The 19,233-nt window shown below is 65.4% G+C and carries 20 protein-coding genes and 2 pseudogenes; 10 read left to right on the forward strand and 12 right to left on the reverse strand.

The window, feature by feature from the left end; all coding sequences use genetic code 11:
• Positions 1-233 precede the first annotated feature (233 nt).
• On the forward strand, positions 234-2,357 hold the full coding sequence (locus tag KRR38_RS12560; RefSeq protein ID WP_217401952.1) for a penicillin acylase family protein: 2,124 nt from the start codon (positions 234-236) through the stop codon (positions 2,355-2,357).
• 46 nt (positions 2,358-2,403) lie between these two features.
• On the opposite strand, the gene KRR38_RS12565 is transcribed toward KRR38_RS12560, so the two are convergent.
• The 5 genes from KRR38_RS12565 to KRR38_RS12585 are packed head-to-tail and all read right to left on the reverse strand — an operon-like array spanning position 2,404 to position 7,617.
• On the reverse strand, positions 2,404-4,167 hold the full coding sequence (locus KRR38_RS12565) for an AtzE family amidohydrolase (RefSeq protein WP_217401954.1): 1,764 nt from the start codon (positions 4,165-4,167) through the stop codon (positions 2,404-2,406).
• Between the two features lie 26 nt (positions 4,168-4,193).
• Complete coding sequence (locus tag KRR38_RS12570) at positions 4,194-4,400, reverse strand: AtzG-like protein (RefSeq protein WP_217401956.1); 207 nt, start codon at positions 4,398-4,400, stop codon at positions 4,194-4,196.
• Entirely contained in the window at positions 4,397-6,001 is a 1,605-nt protein-coding gene (locus tag KRR38_RS12575; protein ID WP_217401958.1) for a hypothetical protein, read from the reverse strand. Before KRR38_RS12575 ends, KRR38_RS12570 begins: the two co-directional genes overlap by 4 nt.
• Positions 6,002-6,016: 15 nt before the next feature.
• Positions 6,017-6,703 (reverse strand): cysteine hydrolase family protein, encoded by a 687-nt coding sequence (locus tag KRR38_RS12580; RefSeq protein ID WP_217401960.1) that lies wholly within the window; start codon positions 6,701-6,703, stop codon positions 6,017-6,019.
• Between the two features lie 53 nt (positions 6,704-6,756).
• On the reverse strand, positions 6,757-7,617 hold the full coding sequence (locus tag KRR38_RS12585; protein ID WP_217401963.1) for a hypothetical protein: 861 nt from the start codon (positions 7,615-7,617) through the stop codon (positions 6,757-6,759).
• A 217-nt stretch (positions 7,618-7,834) separates the two neighbouring features.
• On the opposite strand from KRR38_RS12585, the gene KRR38_RS12590 reads away from it, so the two are divergent.
• Positions 7,835-8,500, forward strand: coding sequence for a GntR family transcriptional regulator (locus KRR38_RS12590; protein ID WP_254514775.1), 666 nt, complete (start codon positions 7,835-7,837; stop codon positions 8,498-8,500).
• Positions 8,501-8,510: 10 nt separating this feature from the next.
• Here the strand turns inward: KRR38_RS12590 and KRR38_RS36055 are convergent, their stop codons facing one another.
• The 7 genes and pseudogenes from KRR38_RS36055 to urtA form a co-directional block, all read right to left on the reverse strand.
• The gene (locus KRR38_RS36055; protein WP_254515770.1) at positions 8,511-8,657 is read right to left on the reverse strand and encodes a hypothetical protein; all 147 of its coding nucleotides are present in this window, start codon (positions 8,655-8,657) and stop codon (positions 8,511-8,513) included.
• Between the two features lie 129 nt (positions 8,658-8,786).
• Positions 8,787-9,041 (reverse strand): annotated as a pseudogene (locus tag KRR38_RS37745) (hypothetical protein); the annotation flags it as partial.
• A pseudogene (locus KRR38_RS36060) lies at positions 8,954-9,253 on the reverse strand (ATP-binding cassette domain-containing protein); the annotation flags it as partial. The pseudogenes KRR38_RS37745 and KRR38_RS36060, both read right to left, overlap by 88 nt.
• Positions 9,250-10,008, reverse strand: a complete 759-nt coding sequence (gene urtD, locus KRR38_RS12600) for an urea ABC transporter ATP-binding protein UrtD (RefSeq protein WP_217401965.1) — start codon at positions 10,006-10,008, stop codon at positions 9,250-9,252. The pseudogene KRR38_RS36060 and the gene urtD, both read right to left, overlap by 4 nt.
• Positions 10,005-11,099: an urea ABC transporter permease subunit UrtC gene (urtC, locus tag KRR38_RS12605; RefSeq protein WP_217401967.1), complete on the reverse strand. Its 1,095-nt coding sequence runs from the start codon at positions 11,097-11,099 to the stop codon at positions 10,005-10,007. The genes urtD and urtC overlap by 4 nt, the downstream gene beginning before the upstream one ends.
• A gap of 12 nt (positions 11,100-11,111) precedes the next feature.
• Positions 11,112-12,005: an urea ABC transporter permease subunit UrtB gene (gene urtB, locus KRR38_RS12610; protein WP_217401969.1), complete on the reverse strand. Its 894-nt coding sequence runs from the start codon at positions 12,003-12,005 to the stop codon at positions 11,112-11,114.
• A gap of 145 nt (positions 12,006-12,150) precedes the next feature.
• Positions 12,151-13,371, reverse strand: coding sequence for an urea ABC transporter substrate-binding protein (gene urtA / locus KRR38_RS12615; RefSeq protein ID WP_217401971.1), 1,221 nt, complete (start codon positions 13,369-13,371; stop codon positions 12,151-12,153).
• Positions 13,372-13,612: 241 nt separating this feature from the next.
• Here urtA and KRR38_RS12620 point away from each other — a divergent pair, with 241 nt between their 5' ends.
• From KRR38_RS12620 to KRR38_RS12655, 8 genes are read left to right on the forward strand one after another with little or no spacing between them, the layout of a single operon-like run.
• Complete coding sequence (locus KRR38_RS12620) at positions 13,613-14,485, forward strand: urease accessory protein UreD (RefSeq protein ID WP_309141039.1); 873 nt, start codon at positions 13,613-13,615, stop codon at positions 14,483-14,485.
• A 1-nt stretch (position 14,486) separates the two neighbouring features.
• Positions 14,487-14,789, forward strand: coding sequence for an urease subunit gamma (locus tag KRR38_RS12625; RefSeq protein ID WP_217401973.1), 303 nt, complete (start codon positions 14,487-14,489; stop codon positions 14,787-14,789).
• 13 nt (positions 14,790-14,802) lie between these two features.
• Positions 14,803-15,111, forward strand: coding sequence for an urease subunit beta (locus KRR38_RS12630; RefSeq protein ID WP_375293460.1), 309 nt, complete (start codon positions 14,803-14,805; stop codon positions 15,109-15,111).
• Positions 15,111-16,820: an urease subunit alpha gene (gene ureC, locus KRR38_RS12635; RefSeq protein WP_217401981.1), complete on the forward strand. Its 1,710-nt coding sequence runs from the start codon at positions 15,111-15,113 to the stop codon at positions 16,818-16,820. The genes KRR38_RS12630 and ureC overlap by 1 nt, the downstream gene beginning before the upstream one ends.
• Positions 16,821-16,833: 13 nt before the next feature.
• Positions 16,834-17,331 (forward strand): urease accessory protein UreE, encoded by a 498-nt coding sequence (locus KRR38_RS12640; protein WP_254514776.1) that lies wholly within the window; start codon positions 16,834-16,836, stop codon positions 17,329-17,331.
• Positions 17,261-18,013 (forward strand): urease accessory protein UreF, encoded by a 753-nt coding sequence (locus tag KRR38_RS12645; protein ID WP_217401985.1) that lies wholly within the window; start codon positions 17,261-17,263, stop codon positions 18,011-18,013. The genes KRR38_RS12640 and KRR38_RS12645 overlap by 71 nt, the downstream gene beginning before the upstream one ends.
• Positions 18,010-18,648: an urease accessory protein UreG gene (ureG, locus tag KRR38_RS12650; RefSeq protein WP_217401987.1), complete on the forward strand. Its 639-nt coding sequence runs from the start codon at positions 18,010-18,012 to the stop codon at positions 18,646-18,648. The genes KRR38_RS12645 and ureG overlap by 4 nt, the downstream gene beginning before the upstream one ends.
• An 11-nt stretch (positions 18,649-18,659) precedes the next feature.
• Entirely contained in the window at positions 18,660-19,232 is a 573-nt protein-coding gene (locus tag KRR38_RS12655; RefSeq protein ID WP_217401989.1) for a HupE/UreJ family protein, read from the forward strand.
• Position 19,233 lies beyond the last annotated feature (1 nt).

Raw genomic sequence — 19,233 nt, forward strand, 5'->3', positions numbered from 1 at the left:
GCGTATTTTCGGCAGTTCGGTCGGCCGAATGGATGGTTGCTGGCGAGGGATCTGAAAACTGCATCGAAAGTCAGCTATGTCAGCGATAGCAGACGCAACCGCCGACAAATGGGTTTGGCGGCATTCGCCAAAATGCGAATTTGTCGGCCAAGCAATTTCTCTAGCCTGCAGGACATGCCGCTTCGAGCCAAATTTGAGGCTTCCCTTCGCTCGTTCGAGCGAGAAGATCTGTGATGACGAGGGAAAGAACTTGGTTCGTCGCCATTCTCGCACTGCTGGCGCCCGCGCCTGCCGCGGCAGCGGCCGGTGGCGGGGAGATATTGTGGGACAGCTTCGGGGTGCCGCATGTCTATGCCAAGACCGAGGCAGGCATGTTCTACGGCTTCGGCTATGCCCAGGCGCAGGCGCACGGCAATCTGCTGCTCCGCATCTATGGGGAGAGCCGCGCCAGGGCTGCGGAATATTGGGGGCCGCAATATGAGGCCTCCGATCGCTGGCTGATCGCCAACGGCCAGCCCGAGCGTGCCGTGGTCTGGTACAAGGCGCAGACACCGCGGTTTCGCGCCGATCTCGACGCCTTTGCCGCGGGGATCGACGCCTATGTAGCCGCGCACCGGGACAAGCTCGATCCCGAGGCACTGAAGGTGGGAACGATCACGGGGCTCGACGTGATGGCGCACGCGCACCGCGTGATGACCTATCTATACATCGCCTCACAGTCTCGGGTGATCGGCGCGGCCGGCAATGTCGGCGAAGGCGAACCCGATCCCGCGAGTGCTCCCAACGAGAACGACGGCTCCAATGCCTGGGCGGTCGCGCCGGCGCGGTCGGCGAGCGGCCATGCCATGCTGCTCGCCAACCCGCATCTCCAATGGGCGCCGAGTTGGCAGACCTATTTCGAAGCGAACCTGACCGCCCCCGGGCTCTCGATCTATGGAGCCACCCAGGTCGGCCTGCCGGTACTCCGCTTTGCCTTCACCAAGGACGTCGCCTTCACCAACACGGTGAACACGATCCTGGGTTTCACCAGCTACAAGCTCACGCCAAGCGGCGACGGCTATCTGTTTGACGGCAAGCGCCGTCCGTTCCGGATCGAGCACAAGAGTTACAAGGTTCTCCAGTCGGACGGCGGCCTCAAGACCGTGGAATTCGACCAGAAGTTTGCGGTCCAGGGCCCGGTGTTCGATCTGCCGAATGGCGGCGGTATGATCGCTCTGAAAATTGCCGGGCTCGATCGCCCCGGCGGCCTCGCCCAATACTGGGACATGGGCCGCGCGCATGGCTGGGCGGACATGGAGAAGGCGCTGCGCCGGGTCCAGGTACCGATGTTCAACATGATCTATGCCGACAAGGATGGTCACATCCTCTATCTCGACAACGGCATCCTCCCCAAGCATCTACAGGGCGGCGACTTCACCGCCTGGTCGAAGCCTGTGACCGGCGACACCTCGGCGACGCTTTGGAACGACATCCACGGCTACGACGACTTGCCCAAGGTGTTCGATCCAGCATCGGGCTTCGTCCAGAATACCAACGATCCGCCCTGGGTGACGAGCTGGCCGCAGCCGCTCGATCCCAAGGACTATCCCGCCTATGTTTCGGTGGTGGGGCCCATGAGCCAGCGATCGCAAATGTCGGTCAAACTGATGAGCGAAGGCCCAAAATTCGATTTCGAACAGTTCATCGCCAAGAAGGTGACGACGCGCTCGTTGATGGCCGACCGCTTGCTGCCTGAACTTGTGCCGCTCGCGGAGCAAAGCGTCGATCCCGAACTCCGCGCTGCCGCTGCCCTGCTCAAGGCATGGGACCATTGCTTCGAGCCCGATGCCAAGGGCGCGCTGCTGTTCGAGACCTGGGCGGCGATCTTCAGTCCGAAGAATTTCACCGTGCAGGCCAACTATCGCGACGCTTGGTCAGCTTCGGCACCGATCGCCACGCCCACCGGGCTCAAGGATCCGCAGGGGGCACTGATCATGCTCAAACAGGCGATCGCCAGGACGAAGGATCTCTACGGCGCAGTCGATCGCCCCTACGGCGATGTCTCGCGCTTTCGTCTGGCCGGAACCAGTCTTCCGGCAAACGGCGGCTTCGGCAATACGGGGGTGTTTCGAACGATAACCTGGGGGCCGATGAAAGATGGCCAGCGCACGCCCGTGCATGGCGAAACCTGGGTCTCGATGATCGAGTTCGGATCGCCGATGAAAGCGGTCGGCCTCATGAGCTACGGCAACTCAAGCCAGCCAGGGTCCAGGCATAGCGGGGATCAACTGCCCTTCCTTGCCAACAAGACCTTCCGGACACTGTGGATCGACCGCGCCGAGGTCGAGAAGCATGTCGAGGAGGTCACCAGATTTTGAAGCCGCGTAAAAGTCTGCTGAAATCGCAGACGGCGTCGAATGCGCCCTAGCTCCCCTCGCCCAGCATCGAAATGTGTGCGCTGACCACGCGCCAACCTTCGGAAAAGCGCGCCCAGGTCTGGCTCTGGCGCCCCGGTCTCGGTGCGCCTGCGCGCTGGAACTCGCAATTGGCCGTGGCGAAATCGCGCCCGAAGGTGGTTATGACCACTTTCAGCAATTCACGCTGCGGCGAACCGCCGACGCGGTTCTGGCGAAACGCCTGGATCGCCTCGATGCCATAGAGATTCTGCCCCGGTCCGATCCGGACTGTCAGCGGCGAAGGCCAGAACAGCGCGTCGAGAGCATCGAGATCATTGTCCATGAGCGCTTTTTCGTAAGCGGCGAAGGCCTCCTCCATCTCGGCTAGGGCGATGGGATCGTTGACGATCACGGCTGCACCTCGGGACCTTGCGCGACGCCGGCACGTTCGAGATGCGCGGCCGCCCGCAGCGCCAGCGCCTCGCGCCAAGGGGGGCGCGATGATCTGTACCCCGATCGGCATCGACCCGTTACGCACAGGCACGGCAACGATCGGCAGTCCGATGAAGCTCAGCGGCTGGGTCAGCAGGCCGATGTTTGCGCGGGTCGGGATGTCCTCTCCGGCGACGTGGATCGTCGGCTGTCCCAGTTCGGGCGCGCTGCACGGCGTCGCGGGCGCGAGCAGCAGGTCATAGCGTGCGAAGGCCGCAAGCACCTGTTCGCGGAACATCGTCCGGAAGCGCTGCGCCTGAAGGACATAGTGCGCAGGGATCAACGCGCCGGCGATCAGGCGATCGCGCGTAGCCGGATCGAATTCCTCCGCGCGCGCCGCCAGTGCGTCGAAATGGAGATTTCCACCTGATGCACAGGTCAGGATGAACGCGGCGGCGCGCGCCTGCGCTACCCCCGCGAATTCCACGCGGTCGGTCGCACCCAAGGCGTCGGCTGTCATAGCCACGGCAGCGCGGCCCTGATCGTCGGCCAATTCGTCGAACCAGCCGCCGAGTACGCCGACGCGGCCGGTGAAGGGCTGGTCCGCCGAAGATAGCGCAGGCTCGGGCGGAATGTCGGCGCAGGCGAGATCGTCGCCGTCGTGTCCCTGGATCGCGTCATAGACTGCCGTCAGGTCCGCGGCATTGCGCGCAAAGGGGCCGAGATGATCGAGATCGTGAACGAAAGGAAAAGTCCCGCTGCGCGGCAGGCGGCCGAAGGTCGGCTTGAGGCCGAACACGCCGCTGAAAGAGGCCGGCACGCGGATCGAGCCATTGGTATCGGTACCGAGCGAAAAATCGACCATTCCCGCCGCCACGGATGCCGCCGAACCGCCCGAAGACCCGCCGGCACTGCGCGCCGTGTCGAGCGGATTGCGCGTCGGCCCATAGTGGTGGTTCTCAGTGGTGAAGCCGTAAGCGAATTCGTCCATGTTCTGCGTGCCGAGCAGCACCGCACCGGCGCGCGTCAGCCGGCGGATAAGCACGGCGTCCTCTCGCGCCGGAGCCAGGCCACGGTTGACGATCGAGCCCGCCGTGGTCACGCGGCCGGCAACGTCGTAATTGTCCTTTACGCCGAAGGGCACGCCGGCCAGCGGCCCGGGGTCCTTGCCGGCCTTGACCAGCGCGTCGACTGCCGCTGCTTCGCGCCGGGCGCGGTCCGCCAGCACCTCGGTAAAGCAGTTGAGCGACGGATCGAGCGCCTCGATCCGTGCGAGCCGGCTCTCGACCAGCGCCAGGGCCGAGAGCCGCCCTGCGCGCACGTCCCGAGCGGTTTCCACGATGCCGGCCAGCTTGGACACTCGATCCTCCACGATTAGAGACGCATTCACGTGCGGAACACCGGCGCCGGTTCGACCCGCTGATCGACCGGCGCTGCGGCGAGCAGGGCCGCTTGGGCGGCCAGGATTTCGAGATTGCGGATCACGCCCGCCCGATATTCGGGCGCGATCTCGATGCCGGCGAACCCGGCCAGGCCGATCAGCGTGTCCTCGCTGATCGCCGGACCGGCAGGAGGCGTCTGGGCCCCACTCATTCCGCCGGCACGCCATGCGGCATAGGCTCGTCGGCCAGTTCTTCTTCCGCCATGCCGCGCTTGAGCGAGCAGAGCGCAAGGAAGGCCGCCACGACCAGATAGGCCGCCGCGACGCCGGGCGTCTTGCCCACGCCGATGCCTTCGGAATGGATCAGGCCAAAGAAGGTCAGCACGCCGCCGGTGGCTGCGAAAGCCGCCGCCTTCATCAGCTTGTTGTCGATGATCATCACCGCGATCGAACCGAGGATGATCCCCGCCAGCGTTGCACCGCTGCCGAGCAGCTGCAGCCCGTGGTAGAGCACTCCGTTGTTGCCCAGCGCATCGAGCCCGACCTTCTCCGCGTTGGTGCCGGCCGCGCCGAGCGCATTGTTGATCTGGGTGAAACCCCACGAGGCGATCGTCGGTACGATCGCCAGCACCACTGCCGGCGCGTGCTTGTGCGGGCTTTCCTGGAAGGCCTGCGCGCCGATCAGCATGCCGATGTAGAGCAGGATCGGCAGCAGTGCGACGGCGGGGATGATCGCCATCATCAGACCGATCACGCCGAACCAGGTCAGGACCAGCATGAGCACGCCGGTCGCCGCCGAATAGCCCATGCGGCCGCCCATGGCCTTCCAGCCGGGATGGCCGATGTAGACCGCGTTGATGAAGGGGTTGCCCATCACGCAGCCGATCAGGCTGATGATGCCGTCGGCGGTAAGCACGCGCGTGGTCGGGAAATGATCCCCCGCGGCCTCGGCGCTCTCCACGTTGTCCATCGCTTCGACGAGGTCATAGATGCCGAAGGGAATGGCCGTGACCAAGATGATGGCGATGTACTTGAAGCCGGAGAAGATGTGGTCGATCGCCGGCAGCGGCACATGGAAGCCGAAATCGGCGAGCGAGCCCGAGACCTTTTCCGGCCCAATGCCGCCTATGTCGAAGCCCAGGATCTTGGCGCCCCAGGCGATACCCGCACCGACGATGATCGCCATGAGCCCGCCCGGGATGCCGCCCGGATAGCGATAGCCGCCCAGCCACGACGCCAGGATCACGGCCATGCAGGTCACGCCGATCAGCGGCGTCATGAAGATCTGCGCGCCGGGGCTCAGCGAGATGAAGGTCAGCGAGATGCCGGCAAGCGAGCCCAGCAGCGCGGCGCGCGGCGTGATCCGCCGGATGACCGGGGCGACGAAGCCGCCGATCATCAACACGAAGCTCTGGATGAAGACCCAGGTCAGCCCCGCGCCCCAGGCCTCGAGCGGGTCGCCGGTCTTGATCAGGATCGGCAGCATGACGACGAAGACCACGACGAACATGTGCGGCACGCTGATGCCCGAAGGCAGCGCGCAGACGTCGGTCCGCCCGGTTCTGACCGCAAGCTTTCGCGCCAGCCAGGCGTAGTAGACCGTGCTCAGGAACAGCATCAGGCCGACGGCCGGCAGGATACGTCCGAAGATGATCGGATCGGGCAGCTTCAGCACGAAACGCAACAGCCCCGTCAACACCAGCACGTTGACGAGGATATTGGTGCCGAAGCCGAAGAAGGCGTTCCAGTCCCCCGGTGTCCACCAGGGAATGTCTGCCGCATCGACCTTCTTGGCCATGGTGGTGGTAGTCATGATCCAGTCCCCTCGTCAGCTAGCTGCCGGTTCCGCCGGTGCGGTGAGCGCCGCGATCACGCTCGTGGAATCCGAGACCCAGCCGAAGATTCCGCCCTGCGCGGCGATCATGCGCAGGGCCGTGGCGTGGAACTCGGGAAAATAGGATGCCGTGCAGTCCGACAGGACGAGGCACTCGATGCCGCGGTCGTTGGCTTCGCGCACCGTGGTATGGACACAGACCTCGGTGGTCACGCCGCAGACGATGAACTGCTTGATGTCCTTGTCGGCGATGATGTCCGTCAGCTCGGTGTTGTAGAACGCGCCCTTGCCGGGCTTGTCGATCACCGGCTCGCCGGCAATCGGGTAGAGCTCCGGAATGATGTCGTGCCCCGCTTCGCCGATAATCAGGATACGGCCCATCGGGCCTTCGTCGCCGATCGTCTTGGCGCCGCGGCCACGCACTTTCTTGGCTTCATGCAGGTCCGACAGGTCGGGCTTGTGCCCCTCGCGCGTGTGCATGACGAAAAGCCCCGCCTGCCGGGCGGCGGCAAGCAGGGCTTTCAGCGGCTCGATCGAGGGGCGGAGTTGGGAGACGTCGTTGCCGAGCATCTCCCCGAAGCCGCCGGGCTCGACGAAATCGCGTTGCATGTCGATGATGAGCAGCGCCGCCCGAGGCGGATCGAGCGTGAACTCGTAAGGTTGTGCGGGCACGACTGGCATGGCCGTTCTCCTTCGCGTTCCGCCCGTCTTCAGGCGGCGCCGTTCATCATGGGTCAGAAGCCGAAGTTGATCCCCGCCGCGAAAGTCAGCTTGTCGCGCCCGGTCGAGTTGGTGAGCAGGCCGCGCGCGGTGACGAGGTTGTCGTTGATCAGGTGGTAGTACTGGAGCTGGGCGTAGATCGAAGCCTTGGCCCCGCCCTTGAACATGGTCAGCGGTGCCGAGCCTTTGAGCCCGGTCGAGAACACGCCGAAGTTCTGGCCTTCGACCGCCAGCGGGTTGTCTTTCGCGCCCCAGTAGGTCTTCGGGCCGACCGTGACCCAGGTCGGCGCGGAGACCGAGCCGCCGCCCACCTTGATCGTCGGCACTGCCCCCAGCTCGACGTCGAAAGTGCCGCCGCGCTTGCCGAGCACGACGGTCGAGCTCTTGCTGTCGACCGCCCAGAAGAACTTGGCATAGGGGTTGAGCGTGATCTTCGAATTCGGCCCGCCATCGGCATATTTCAGGCTGAACTCGATGTTGCGCTCGGGCTTGAACGCCACCGAGGGCTGGCCCGAGATGAACTCGGAATATTCGACGCCTGCGGTTAGGCCCTTGGCGATCGGCGCGTCGATGCCGACGAACCAGTCGAATTCGTTAACTGCGGTGATGTTCTCCGCCCGGTTATAGCCGGGGTTCAGGTCGAGCCAGGTGCCGGCGTGGATCGCGACGCCGTTCGGCGCTGCGACGACGAGGCCGTTCAGCACCTGGACCGTCGCGCCGTCGTCGACGACGACGAGGCCGCGCGGCGTCACGTAGTCGCTCTTGACCGAGATGTCGCCGAAGCCGTGCACCTCCCAGCTGCCATCCTCGGCATGGGCGGTGTTGGCGATGGCAAGGGCCGCAAGCGCGGAAATTCCGAGAAGTGTTTTACGCATTGTTGGGTCGCTCCCTGTTTGGTTGCGCCCAGACATCCCCCCGATGAAAACCGCGGAAATCCGCCGCCTCCACCCCTCTATGTATGCGTTAAGAAAGGCTTGCATACAATTTTGTCGTTGGCAATATCGTTGTCGTCAATCTTTCATCTTTGTATGCAGAAGCGCATTATGGCGGCTCGGCTGTCCCTGCTGCCGACGAAAGGACGGAGGCTCGATCTTGAACGGCACCGCTGCCGACATGCTGGCGCAAGGCATTGCCGATGCGATATTTTCCGGAGAGTTCGCGCCGGGTACCAGGCTCGACGAACAGCAGCTTGCGCAACGCTTTTCGGTGTCGCGGACGCCCGTGCGCGAAGCGCTGCGGCAGCTTGCGAATACCGGCCTGATCGACGTCAAGCCGCGCCGCGGCGCCTTCGTCACGCGAATCTCGCCCGAGCAGCTCGAGGAAATGTTCGTCGCGATGGGCGAGCTCGAGGCCACCTGCGCGCGACTCGCATCGCTGTCGATGTCGCCCACCGAGCGCCGACGGCTCCAGGCCTTCCACGAAAAGATGGGCGATGTCGCTCGCAGCGGCAACGCCATGGCCTTCGCCGAGGCCAATCACGCCTTCCACACGATGATCTATGGCGGTGCGCACAACGTCGTGCTGGCCGAGATGACCGCGGCGATGCGGCGCCGGCTCATGCCCTATCGCCGCGCGCAGTTCCTGCTCGAAGGCCGCCCCATGCGCTCGCATGCGGAGCACGGTGTAGTCGTTGCCGCCATCGTCCAGGGCAACGCCCGCGAAGCCCACGACGCCATGTTGCACCACGTCACCCTGGTCGAGGCGAGCTTCGAGGAACTCTGCGCCGAGCGGGAGATCGCGCCCGTCGCGGCGCTCTAGGCACGACCGATCAGACATGGATCAGCGAGGCCACGTCGCTCGCCGGAGTGGCGGCGGTGCGGCCTTCTTTGACAATGCGCCCACGCTGCATGACGAAATAGCGCTCGGCGAAAGACCAGGCGAAATCGAGGTTCTGCTCGACGATCAGAATCGCCACGCCCAGCTCCTTGCGCACGCGCAGCAGCGCGTCCTCGATCTGCTGGACGATGTTGGGCTGGATGCCTTCGGTGGGTTCATCGAGCAGCAGCAGCTCGGGCTGGCCTGCCAAAGCCCGCCCGATCGCCAGCTGCTGCTGCTCGCCCCCGAAAGCACGCCGGCCTTGCGGCCCGCGATCTGCGTGAGCTTGGGAAACAGGTCGAAGACCATCTTCGGCACGGCCTTGGGTCCGGTGATGGCCTTGCCCGCCAAGGCCGAAAGCCCGACCTCGAGGTTCTCCTGCACAGTCAGGTGCGGGAAGACGTGGCGGCCCTGCGGCACGAAGCCGATGCCCGCGCGGCTGCGCTGGTGCGGCCCCATCGCGGTGACGTCCTCGCCGTGCCAGTAGAGGTGGCCCGAAGTCGCCGCGACCTGGCCCATGATCGTCTTCATCAAGGTCGTCTTGCCGACGCCGTTGCGCCCCAGAACCGTCGCCGCATCGCCCTTTTCCAGGTCAAAACCGATATCCCACAGCACCTCGCCCTTGCCATAGGCGGCGCCGACGCTGCGCAGGTTGAGCAGCTGGTTGGGGACTTCGATCTTGCTCTCGATCGTCATTTCGCTCTCCCCAGATAGATCGCCGCGACTTCCTCGTCGGCGCGGATCTGTTCGAGCGTGCCCTCGCGCAGCAGCTGGCCCTGGTGCAGCACGACGACATGGCCGCCGAGCTGGGCGACGAAATCGATGTCGTGGTCGATCACCAGCACCGCGTGCTTGCCGACCAGCGCCTTGACGATGTTCGCGGTCTGGGTGGACTCGGCCGCGCCCATGCCTGCGGTCGGCTCGTCGAGCAGCAACAGCTCGGCATCGGTGGCGACGACCATGCCGATCTCCAGCCATTGTTTCTCGCCATGACTGAGATTGCCGGCGAGCGCATCGCGCCGATCTCCCAGCCCGATCATGGCGATGATCTCCTCGGCCCGCGCACGCGCCTCGGCCTCGCCCTTGCGGCTGAACTTGGTCCACCAGCGGCGGTCGGCCGTCGCGGCGATCGTCAGGTTGTCGATCACCGAGAGCGCCACCAGCACGCCCGGTGTCTGGAACTTGCGGCAGATGCCGAGGCCGACAATGTCGTGCTCCGCCTCGGTCTGGATCTCGCGGCCGTGGAACAGCACCTTGCCCGATGTCGCCCGAACGCGGCCGATGATGCTGTCGCACATGGTCGACTTGCCGGCGCCGTTGGGGCCGATGACCACGGTCATCGATCCGCTCTCGATCGTCAGGCTGAGGTCGTTGATCGCCTTGAACCCGTCGAAATCGACCGTGACGTGGTCCAACTGCAGCATTGGAGTAGTCGTTTGGGGCGCGCTCATGCCGTGGCCTCCTGCACGAGCGCGGGATCGATCTCCGGCTCCGGCTCGGGCGGCGCGGGCTTGCGCGGGCGGAACGGCAGGTCGGAGACGACCAGCCCGGCCAGGCCCTTGGGCAGCGCGGTCACCGCCAGGATGAACAGCGCACCGAGGCCATAGAGCCAGAGCTCGGGCAGCGCGGTCGATATCTTGTCTTTGGCGAAGTTCACCAGCAGCGCGCCGGCCAGTGCCCCGGCGATGGACTCGCGCCCGCCGATCGCCACCCAGATCACCATCTCGATCGAGGGCACCACGCCGACCAGCGCCGGCGAGACGACCCCCGCATGCAGCGTGAACAAGGCACCCGAGATGGAGGTCAGCAGCGCCGCGACGGTGAAGGCGACCACCTTGTAAGGGGCCGGATCATAACCGAGGAAACGCAGGCGGTTGGCGCCGTCCCGGCTCGCGCGGAGCAGGCTGCCGAAGCGGCTGGCGAGCAGCCAGCGCAGCCCGAAGAAGGCGGCGACGACGAAGGCCAGCGTGACGAAGTAGAGCCCGGTCGAGGTGGAGGGCAGGTTGAGGTTGAAGCCGAACAGCGTCTTGTAGTCTGTCAGCCCGTTGAAGCCGCCGGTCTTGTCCTGCTGGCTGATCAGCAAGGTCGCGAAAGCCAGGGCCAGCGCCTGCGTGATCAGCGCGAAATAGACCCCGCCGATGCGTCGGCGGAAGATCGCCCAGGCAAACAGCGCGGCGAGCACCGGGGCGATCAGGAACACGCCCAGGATCGCCACGACCGGGCTCTGGAAGATGGCCCACCACCAGGGCAGCGCCTTGACCCCGGTCCAGACCATGAAGTCGGGCAGCTCGGTCGGCCCAAGACCGGCCAGCTTCAGGTGCATGGCGATGGCGTAGCCGCCGAGGCCGAAGAACACGCCCTGGCCGAGGCTCAGCACGCCGCCTTCGCCCCAGAGCAGCACCAGCCCCATGGCGGTGAGCGCCAACGCCAGGAAACGCGCCATCAGGTTGAGGTCGTAGGAGGAAAGCAGCCAGGGGGCCGCCAGGGCGAGCAGCAGTGCCAGTCCGCCGAGGATGGGCTTGATAGGAAGCGAGGATGCCATCGCGCGGCGCTCCTATTCGGAGTCCAGCGCGCGGGATTTGACAGCAATCACCCCCTGCGGCCGGAACTGAAGGAAGAGGATGACGAAGAGCAGCGTCAGCACCTGGGCGAAGCTCACGTCGACGAGGATCTGTGCGAGCGCCATGAACAGGCCGATCATCAGCGCCGCCCAGGTCGTCCCCGCGATCGAGCCCAGCCCGCCGAGGATGACGACGAGGAAGGCGGTGACGATGTAGCTCTGCCCGACATTGGGCGTGACCGGACCGAGCAGCGAGAGCACCACTCCGCCAAGGCCTGCGACGCCGGCGCCGAGCGAGAAGACGAAGCAGTCGACCAGCCGCGCGTTGACACCCATCGCCGAAGCGGTCGGCCGGTCCTGGTTGACCGCACGCACCAGCAGCCCGATGCGCGTGTAGCGCAGGATCGCGGCAAGCCCGGCGAGTACGAGCACCGACAACAGCAGGATGAATATGCGGGTCGTCGGGATCTGCAGGCCGCCGAAAGTCAGGCCGCCATCGAGCCAGGCCGGGGCGGTGACCGAGACGCCGGTGGCGCCGAACAGGTCGCGCACCGCCTGCTGCATGATCAGGCTGACACCCCAGGTCGCCAGCAAGGTGTCGAGCGGCCGGGCGGTCAATCGCCGGATCAGCGAGGTCTCGAGCAGCGCACCGAACAGCGCCGCGCCGAAAAAGGCCGTGACGAGGGCGACAAGGAAGCCCAGCGGCCCCGGCACGACCAACATCGTCAGATAGGCGATGTACCCGCCCAGCATCAGGATTTCGCCATGCGCCATGTTGATCACGCGCATGAGGCCGAAGCTCAACGCCAGGCCCAGCGCGGCAAGGATGTAGAGCGATGCGACGCTGAAGCCGTTGAACAGCTGGCCGGTGAGGAAGGCGGTATCCATCTATCGTCTCGCCTGTTCCGTGTGAGTGGTATTGAGGCCCGTTCTCCTGCCCCGGGCGGTCCCGAGCCCGGGGCAGGAGGCGGGTCCACCACCGCCTCTGGATGACGGGCACGCGGGGATAGGCGTGCCCGTCAGGTGCTCAATTTCAGATCTTGCAAGTCTTGCCCGGGAAGGTGACCGGATCGTAGGGATCGGGATCGATCGTTGCCGGCGAGGTCCAGATGATCTTGAACTGGCCGTCGGGCATCGACTGGCCGATCATGCCTGTCTGGACGAGGCTGTTGTTGGGCAGGAACTTGACCGTGCCGAGCGGGGTCGGGATCGCGTCGAGCGTCACAGCCGCCGCGCGGACCTTGGCCGGATCGGCGCTCTTCGCCTTCTCGACCGCGGCCTTCCACATATAGACGTCGAGATAGCCGTGGACCATCGGATCGGTGATCACCGCGTCCTTTCCGAACTTGGCCTTGTAGGCTTCGATGAACTTCTTGTTCTCGGGATTGTCGAAGGACTGGAAGTAGTTCCAGCCCGCATAGCCACCTTCCACCAGGCTCGGGCCCATCGCCATCGCTTCCTGCTCGCCGATCGAGAAGGACATGACCGGGACCACCTTCGGCCCCATGCCCGCCGCCGCCATCTGCTTGAAGAAGGCGACGTTGCTGTCACCGTTCAGCGTCGAATAGATCACGTCGGGCTTGGCCGCCTTGATCTTGCCGATCACGCCCGAGAATTCCGTGCCGCCCAGCGGCTGGTATTCCTCGCCCGACAGGGTCAGGCCGTCCTTGCCGATATGGGTCTTGAGGATGAGGTTGGCAGTGCGGGGGAACACGTAGTCCGAGCCGACCAGGAAGAACTTCTTGTAGCCCTGCTGCTTGCCCCAGTCATAGGCCGGCAGGATCTGCTGGTTGGGCTGCGCGCCTGAATACATGATGTTGGGCGAGCATTCGTTGCCCTCGAACTGGACCGGATACCAGAGCAGGTTCGCGGTCTTCTCGAAGACGGGGAGCATCGCCTTGCGGCTGGCCGAGGTCCAGCCGCCAAAAACGGTCGAAACCTTGTCGCTCTCGATCAGCTTCGAGGCCTTCTGCGCGAATATGGCAGGATCCGAGGCACCGTCCTCGACAACGGGCGCGATCTTCTTGCCGAGGACGCCGCCCGCCGCGTTGATCTCGTCGATCGCGAGCTGGGTGGCGTTCTTCACGGTCACTTCAGAGATCGCCATGGTGCCGGAAAGCGAGTGCAGGATGCCGACCTTGATGTCGCCATCGCCGCCGCCTGCGACTTCGCCGCCCTTGGAGCAGGCGCCGAGCAGCGCGGTGCAGGCGAGCGCCGCGGCAACAATCGATTTCTTCCTCAGGAATGATGACATGAAAGGTGCCTCCCTCTTGGCGATGGAACGGGTGCCACGTCTGCCCCCCGATGACGCTCCGATCATTGTGCGTCGCAGCAATGGGCACCATGGGGCATTTAACGTAGGTGGCCGGGGCTCGTTGGCGCCCGTCCCGCGGCGAGCCGCGTCCATACGTCAAATGCCCCATGGGCTGGCCCGACTTTCCCTTGAATGCTGCGGAAACAGTGGGATACTGCACTGCAACAGGAGACGTGCCCGCGTGCACCGACGATTCGAAATGGGCGATGGAACAGGCGCAGCTCTAGGCCTACCGGCCATTGCTGCAGTGCCGCATATGCTGCGCAGCCAAGGCGCACTCGACCTGTCTTTTCGCCAGCGTCAGGGCCGCACGACGATCGATCCATCGTACCAGGCCGGGTGCCTCAGGATGCGTCAGGTCGGGGACGGCGATGTCCCCTGCGCCGTGCTGATCAACACGGCCGGCGGCGTCGCCGAAGGAGACAGCCTGAACCAGCGCATCGCTTGGAAAGAATGCACCGCGGCGACAGTCACTACCCAGGCCGCGGAGAAGATCTACCGCGCGCTCTCAGCTGGCTGCACTATCTCGACCAAACTCACGGTCGAACGCGGGGCACGCGCCGAATGGCTACCGCAAGAGACCATCCTGTTCGACGCTTTCCGTCTGCACCGCGAAGCACAGATCGTGCTGGCGGAGGATGTGACTTTCCTCGGCGTCGAAGCACTCGTGCTTGGCCGTGCGTCGATGGGCGAGAGCGTGACTTCGGGCTCGCTGCGCGACCGGATGCGGATCTGGCGCGGCGACCGGTTGATCTATGCCGATACCTTGGCGCTCGACGGCGACATCGCCGCGCTGATGGACCGCGCCGCGGTGGGTAACGGCGCGCGCGCCATGGCGGTGATCGTTCACGCCTCGGCCGAGGCTGCTGCCCTGCGCGATCCGGTGCGCGAGGCGCTGGAAGGTGCTGCCGGACTCGCCGCGGCTAGCTGCTGGAACGGGCTGCTTGCCGTCCGTCTGCTCGCGCCCGACAGCGAAGTCCTGCGCGGCGATATCGCGCTCGCCCTTTCGGTGCTCCGCCAAGGCCGCCCGCTCCCCCGCGTGTGGAGGTGCTGACATGCAGCTGACCCCGCGCGAGAAGGACAAGATGCTGCTGGCCTTGGCGGCGATGATCGCCCGCCGCCGGCTCGAGCGCGGGGTGAAGCTCAACTATCCCGAAGCCGTGGCGCTGATCTCCGACTACGTGCTTGAAGGCGCACGCGACGGGCGCTCCGTTGCCGACCTGATGGAGGCCGGCGCGCATGTGCTGGCGCGCGAGCAGGTCATGGCCGGCATCGCCGAGATGATCCACGACGTCCAGGTGGAAGCGACCTTCCCCGACGGCACCAAGCTGGTGACAGTCCATGAACCCATCCGGTAATCTCATGTCATCGTTGTTTCCGGGCGAAATCCTCGCCGAGCCCGGCGAGCACGAGCTCAACGCCGACCAGCCCGTGACAGCGCTAAAGGTTGCCAACAGCGGCGACCGGCCAGTGCAGGTGGGCAGCCACTACCACTTCGCCGAAGCCAACGATGGCCTGATCTTCGACCGCACGGCCGCGCGCGGTCAGCGGCTCGACATTCCGGCAGGCACCGCCGTGCGCTTCGAACCCGGGCAGACGCGTGAGATCAACCTGGTGCCGCTGCGCGGTACGCGAACGGTCTACGGCTTCCAGGGCAAGGTCATGGGGGCGCTCAAGTAATGGCCTATCGCATGCCCCGCGCCGCCTATGCGGACATGTTCGGGCCGACGACGGGCGACCGCATGCGGCTTGCCGACACCAACCTGATCATCGAGATCGAGCGCGACTTCACCACGCTCGGCGAGGAAGTGAAGTTCGGCGGCGGCAAGGTCATCCGCGACGGCATGGGCCAGAGCCAGCTGACCAACGCCAGGGGCGCCGCCGACACGGTGATCACCAATGCGGTGATCGTCGACTGGACCGGCATCTACAAGGCCGACATCGCCCTGAAGGCCGGTCGCATCGCCGCGATCGGCAAGGCGGGCAATCCCGACATCCAGCCCGGCGTCACCATCGTCATCGGCCCGGGAACCGAGGTGATCGCCGGCGAAGGCAAGATCGTCACCGCCGGCGGGGTCGACGCGCATATCCACTACATCTGCCCACAGCAGGTCGACGAGGCGCTGTCCTCGGGCGTCACCACTTTCATCGGCGGCGGCACCGGGCCGGCAACGGGAACCAACGCCACCACCTGCACCCCTGGCCCCTGGCATATCGAGCGCATGCTGATGGCGGCCGAGGGCCTGCCCATCAACCTGGCCTTCGCGGGCAAGGGCAATGCCAGCCAGCCGGAGGGACTGGTCGAACAAATCGAAGCAGGCGCCGCGGCGCTCAAGTTGCACGAGGATTGGGGCACGACACCGGCAGCAATAGACTGCTGTCTATCCGTCGCCGACAGGATGGACATCCAGGTGATGATCCACACCGATACGCTCAACGAGAGCGGCTTTGTCGAGGACACAATCGCCGCGTTCAAGGGCCGCACGATCCATGCCTTCCACACCGAGGGCGCCGGTGGCGGCCATGCGCCGGACATCCTGAAACTGGCTGGATTCCCCAATGTAATCCCCTCGTCGACCAATCCGACGATGCCGTTCACCGTCAACACGATCGACGAACATCTCGACATGCTGATGGTCTGCCATCACCTCGACCCGTCGATCCCCGAGGACCTGGCCTTCGCCGAAAGCCGCATCCGCAAGGAGACGATCGCCGCCGAGGACATCCTCCACGATCTCGGCGCGCTGTCGATCCTCTCGTCGGACAGCCAGGCGATGGGCCGCGTCGGCGAGGTCGTTACGCGCACCTGGCAGACCGCGCACAAGATGAAGGCGCAGCGCGGCTTCATCCCCGGCGACAGCGAGCGCAACGACAACATGCGTGTACGTCGTTACGTGGCCAAGTACACGATCAACCCCGCCATAGCTCAAGGTATGTCGGACGAAATCGGTTCGGTCGAGGTAGGAAAAATCGCCGATCTGGTTCTATGGACACCTGCCTTCTTCGGCGCCAAGCCCGACCTCGTGATCAAGGGCGGGATGATAACGATGGCGATGATGGGCGACGCCAATGCCTCGATCCCGACGCCGCAGCCGGTCCATTCGCGGCCGATGTTCGGGCAGTTCGGCAAGGCAATGGCAGCCAGCTGCATTAGCTTCGTCAGCCAGGCGGCCGCGAACAGGGGCATAGCCGAGCGGCTGGGCCTCACCCGAACGGTCCTGCCTGTCGTCGGCACCCGCGGCATCGGCAAGGCGCAGATGAAATGGAACGACGCTCTGCCCAACATCGTCGTCGATCCGGAGACTTACGAAGTCCATGCCGACGGCGAACTGCTCGTCTGCGAACCCGCCGGCGAGTTGCCGCTGGCGCAGCGTTATTTCCTGTACTGAGGAGCATTCCGTCTTGCGCAAGATCTATGGGGTCGAACCTTCCGGTAGCGGCGAACCCGAGGACTCGGTGCGGCTCGACCACGACCAGCGCAACCGCCGCCGCATGGTCTATACGACCGATGCCGGCCGGCCGATCCTGCTCGACATGATGCGCCCGGTGCACCTGCGCGACGGCGACCTGCTGCGGATCGAAGATGGCAGCCTGGTTCGCGTCGATGCCGTGCCCGAAGCGCTGATAGAGATTCATTCGCACTCGACCGCCGAGATGGTGCGGATCGCCTGGCACCTGGGCAACCGTCATCTGCCGACGCAGCTTCTCCCTGGTGACGATGGCGGCACGCTGCGCATCCGCCACGACCATGTCATCGCCGAAATGGTTCTGGGCCTCGGTGGTCATTGCCATGAGATGCTCGCGCCGTTCGATCCAGAAGGCGGGGCCTATGAAGGCGGTGGCGGTCACGGCCACCATCATCATGACCACGATCACGACCATGGGCGCGCCCATGGCTGAAACCGCGCTCTATGACCTGATGAGCTGGATGTCGCCGGCCTGGCCGATCGGTGCCTTCGCTCATTCGGGCGGGCTCGAGTGGGCGGTAGAACACGGCCATGTGACCGACCGCGCGAGTTGCACCGACTGGATCGTCCTGCTGATCGAGCGCGGCGCGATCCACAACGACATGGTGCTGTTCGTCCAAGCCTGGCGCGCCGCCAAGGCGGGCGACAGCGTACGGCTGCGCGAAGTCGCCGAAATGGCGGTCGCCACGCAGACGGGGTTCGAGCGCCGGCTGGAAGCAACCGCGCAAGGCGCTGCGTTCCGCCGGATCGCCTGCGCATCGATCGAAGGTTTCCCGGATTTCCTGAGCGATATCGACGATGAGGACCTTGCTTATTCGGTCGCCGCGGCAGCTCTGTTCGCGGCGCAGGGGATAGACCTGCCGCAGGCCCTCACCGCCTGGCTGCATGGGGCCGTCTCGAACCTGGTCTCTGCCGCGCAGCGCCTCGTCCCGCTGGGCCAGACCGACGGCCAGCGGGTTCTCCGGACCATGCGCGAGTCGATCTTCGCCGCGGTGACAGCGGCGTTGGCCCTGCCCGATGGCGATCCCTTCGACCAGCTCGGCGGCTCCACGCTGCTCGCCGATCTCGGCTGCATGGCACATGAAACCCAGTACACGAGGCTGTTCCGGACATGACCCAACTTCACCACACCGGGCCCCTGAGGGTCGGCATCGGCGGCCCTGTCGGCTCGGGCAAGACCGCGCTGATGGATGCGCTGTGCAAGCACTTGCGCGATGCTTACGACATCGCGGCGATCACCAACGACATCTACACGCGCGAGGATGCCGAGTTCCTCACCCGCGCAGGTTCCCTCTCAGCGGACCGCATCGTCGGTGTAGAAACCGGGGGCTGCCCGCATACTGCGATCCGCGAAGACGCCTCGATCAACCTTGCCGCGGTCGGCCAGCTCAGCAAGAAATTCCCCGGGCTCGACCTCATCCTGATCGAGAGCGGCGGCGACAACCTTGCCGCGACCTTCAGTCCCGAACTCGCCGACATCACCATCTATGTCATCGATGTCTCGGCCGGCGACAAGATCCCGCGCAAGGGCGGACCGGGCATCACCCGGTCGGACCTGCTGGTGATCAACAAGATAGACCTTGCGCCTTTCGTCGGTGCGAGCCTCGAAGTGATGGACCGCGACGCGAAGAAGATGCGCGGAGAACGCCCCTTCGTCTTCACCAATATCCGCGCCGGCCACGGCTTGCCCGACATCGCACATTTCATCATCGAGACCGGCGGCCTGCCGGAAAGGAGCCCGCCCCCATGAGAAACGGCCGCATGAAAGTGCAAGCTCGCTGCATCGCCGCTGCAATGGCCCTGCTGCCCACCGCAGCCTGGGCTCATCCGGGACACGAGGGCGCAGGAGGGTTCTATGCCGGCATCGCCCATCCGTTGACCGGGGTCGATCACCTGGTCGCCATGCTGCTCGTCGGAGTCTGGGCAGGTGTGATCGGGCCGAAGCGCCGCTCGGCGCTGGCACTGCCCGCAATGTTCCTCGGCGCGATGCTTGCCGGCTTCTTCGCCGGACCGCTGATCGGCGAGACGCTCGCGGAGCCGCTGATCCTGCTGTCGCTCGTCGCCCTCGGAGCGGCAGCAGCGTTCCGCCTGCGCGCGCCGATGCCGCTGGCTGTGGCGGCCGTCGCTGTGTTCGGCTTCGCACACGGCATGGCCCACGGTTTCGAGACGCCGGGCGGCGCCTTTCCCGTGCTTTTCGCCGCGGGCTTTACCGTCACGACCGCCATGCTCAATGGCCTCGGCCTCTGGCTCGTCCGCGTCCTTCCTGCCCCTGTGATGCGCGTGTTGGGCGCGGCCGGGGCCGGGCTCGGCCTGGTCCTGGCGAGCGCCGGCTGAG

The sequence above is a fragment of the Novosphingobium sp. G106 genome (assembly GCF_019075875.1).
Taxonomy (GTDB): Bacteria; Pseudomonadota; Alphaproteobacteria; order Sphingomonadales; family Sphingomonadaceae; genus Novosphingobium.

Excerpts from the sequence above, each read along its gene's own strand:
- urtA (WP_217401971.1), bottom strand. The coding sequence starts at position 13,371 with ATGTCATCATTCCTGAGGAAGAAATCGATTGTTGCCGCGGCGCTCGCC.
- KRR38_RS12560 (WP_217401952.1), top strand. The coding sequence starts at position 234 with ATGACGAGGGAAAGAACTTGGTTCGTCGCCATTCTCGCACTGCTGGCG.
- urtC (WP_217401967.1), bottom strand. The coding sequence starts at position 11,099 with ATGGCATCCTCGCTTCCTATCAAGCCCATCCTCGGCGGACTGGCACTG.
- ureC (WP_217401981.1), top strand. The coding sequence starts at position 15,111 with ATGGCCTATCGCATGCCCCGCGCCGCCTATGCGGACATGTTCGGGCCG.
- KRR38_RS12575 (WP_217401958.1), bottom strand. The coding sequence starts at position 6,001 with ATGACTACCACCACCATGGCCAAGAAGGTCGATGCGGCAGACATTCCC.
- KRR38_RS12625 (WP_217401973.1), top strand. The coding sequence starts at position 14,487 with ATGCAGCTGACCCCGCGCGAGAAGGACAAGATGCTGCTGGCCTTGGCG.
- urtB (WP_217401969.1), bottom strand. The coding sequence starts at position 12,005 with ATGGATACCGCCTTCCTCACCGGCCAGCTGTTCAACGGCTTCAGCGTC.
- ureG (WP_217401987.1), top strand. The coding sequence starts at position 18,010 with ATGACCCAACTTCACCACACCGGGCCCCTGAGGGTCGGCATCGGCGGC.
- KRR38_RS12645 (WP_217401985.1), top strand. The coding sequence starts at position 17,261 with ATGAAGGCGGTGGCGGTCACGGCCACCATCATCATGACCACGATCACG.
- KRR38_RS12570 (WP_217401956.1), bottom strand. The coding sequence starts at position 4,400 with ATGAGTGGGGCCCAGACGCCTCCTGCCGGTCCGGCGATCAGCGAGGAC.
- KRR38_RS12655 (WP_217401989.1), top strand. The coding sequence starts at position 18,660 with ATGAAAGTGCAAGCTCGCTGCATCGCCGCTGCAATGGCCCTGCTGCCC.
- urtD (WP_217401965.1), bottom strand. The coding sequence starts at position 10,008 with ATGAGCGCGCCCCAAACGACTACTCCAATGCTGCAGTTGGACCACGTC.
- KRR38_RS12580 (WP_217401960.1), bottom strand. The coding sequence starts at position 6,703 with ATGCCAGTCGTGCCCGCACAACCTTACGAGTTCACGCTCGATCCGCCT.
- KRR38_RS12585 (WP_217401963.1), bottom strand. The coding sequence starts at position 7,617 with ATGCGTAAAACACTTCTCGGAATTTCCGCGCTTGCGGCCCTTGCCATC.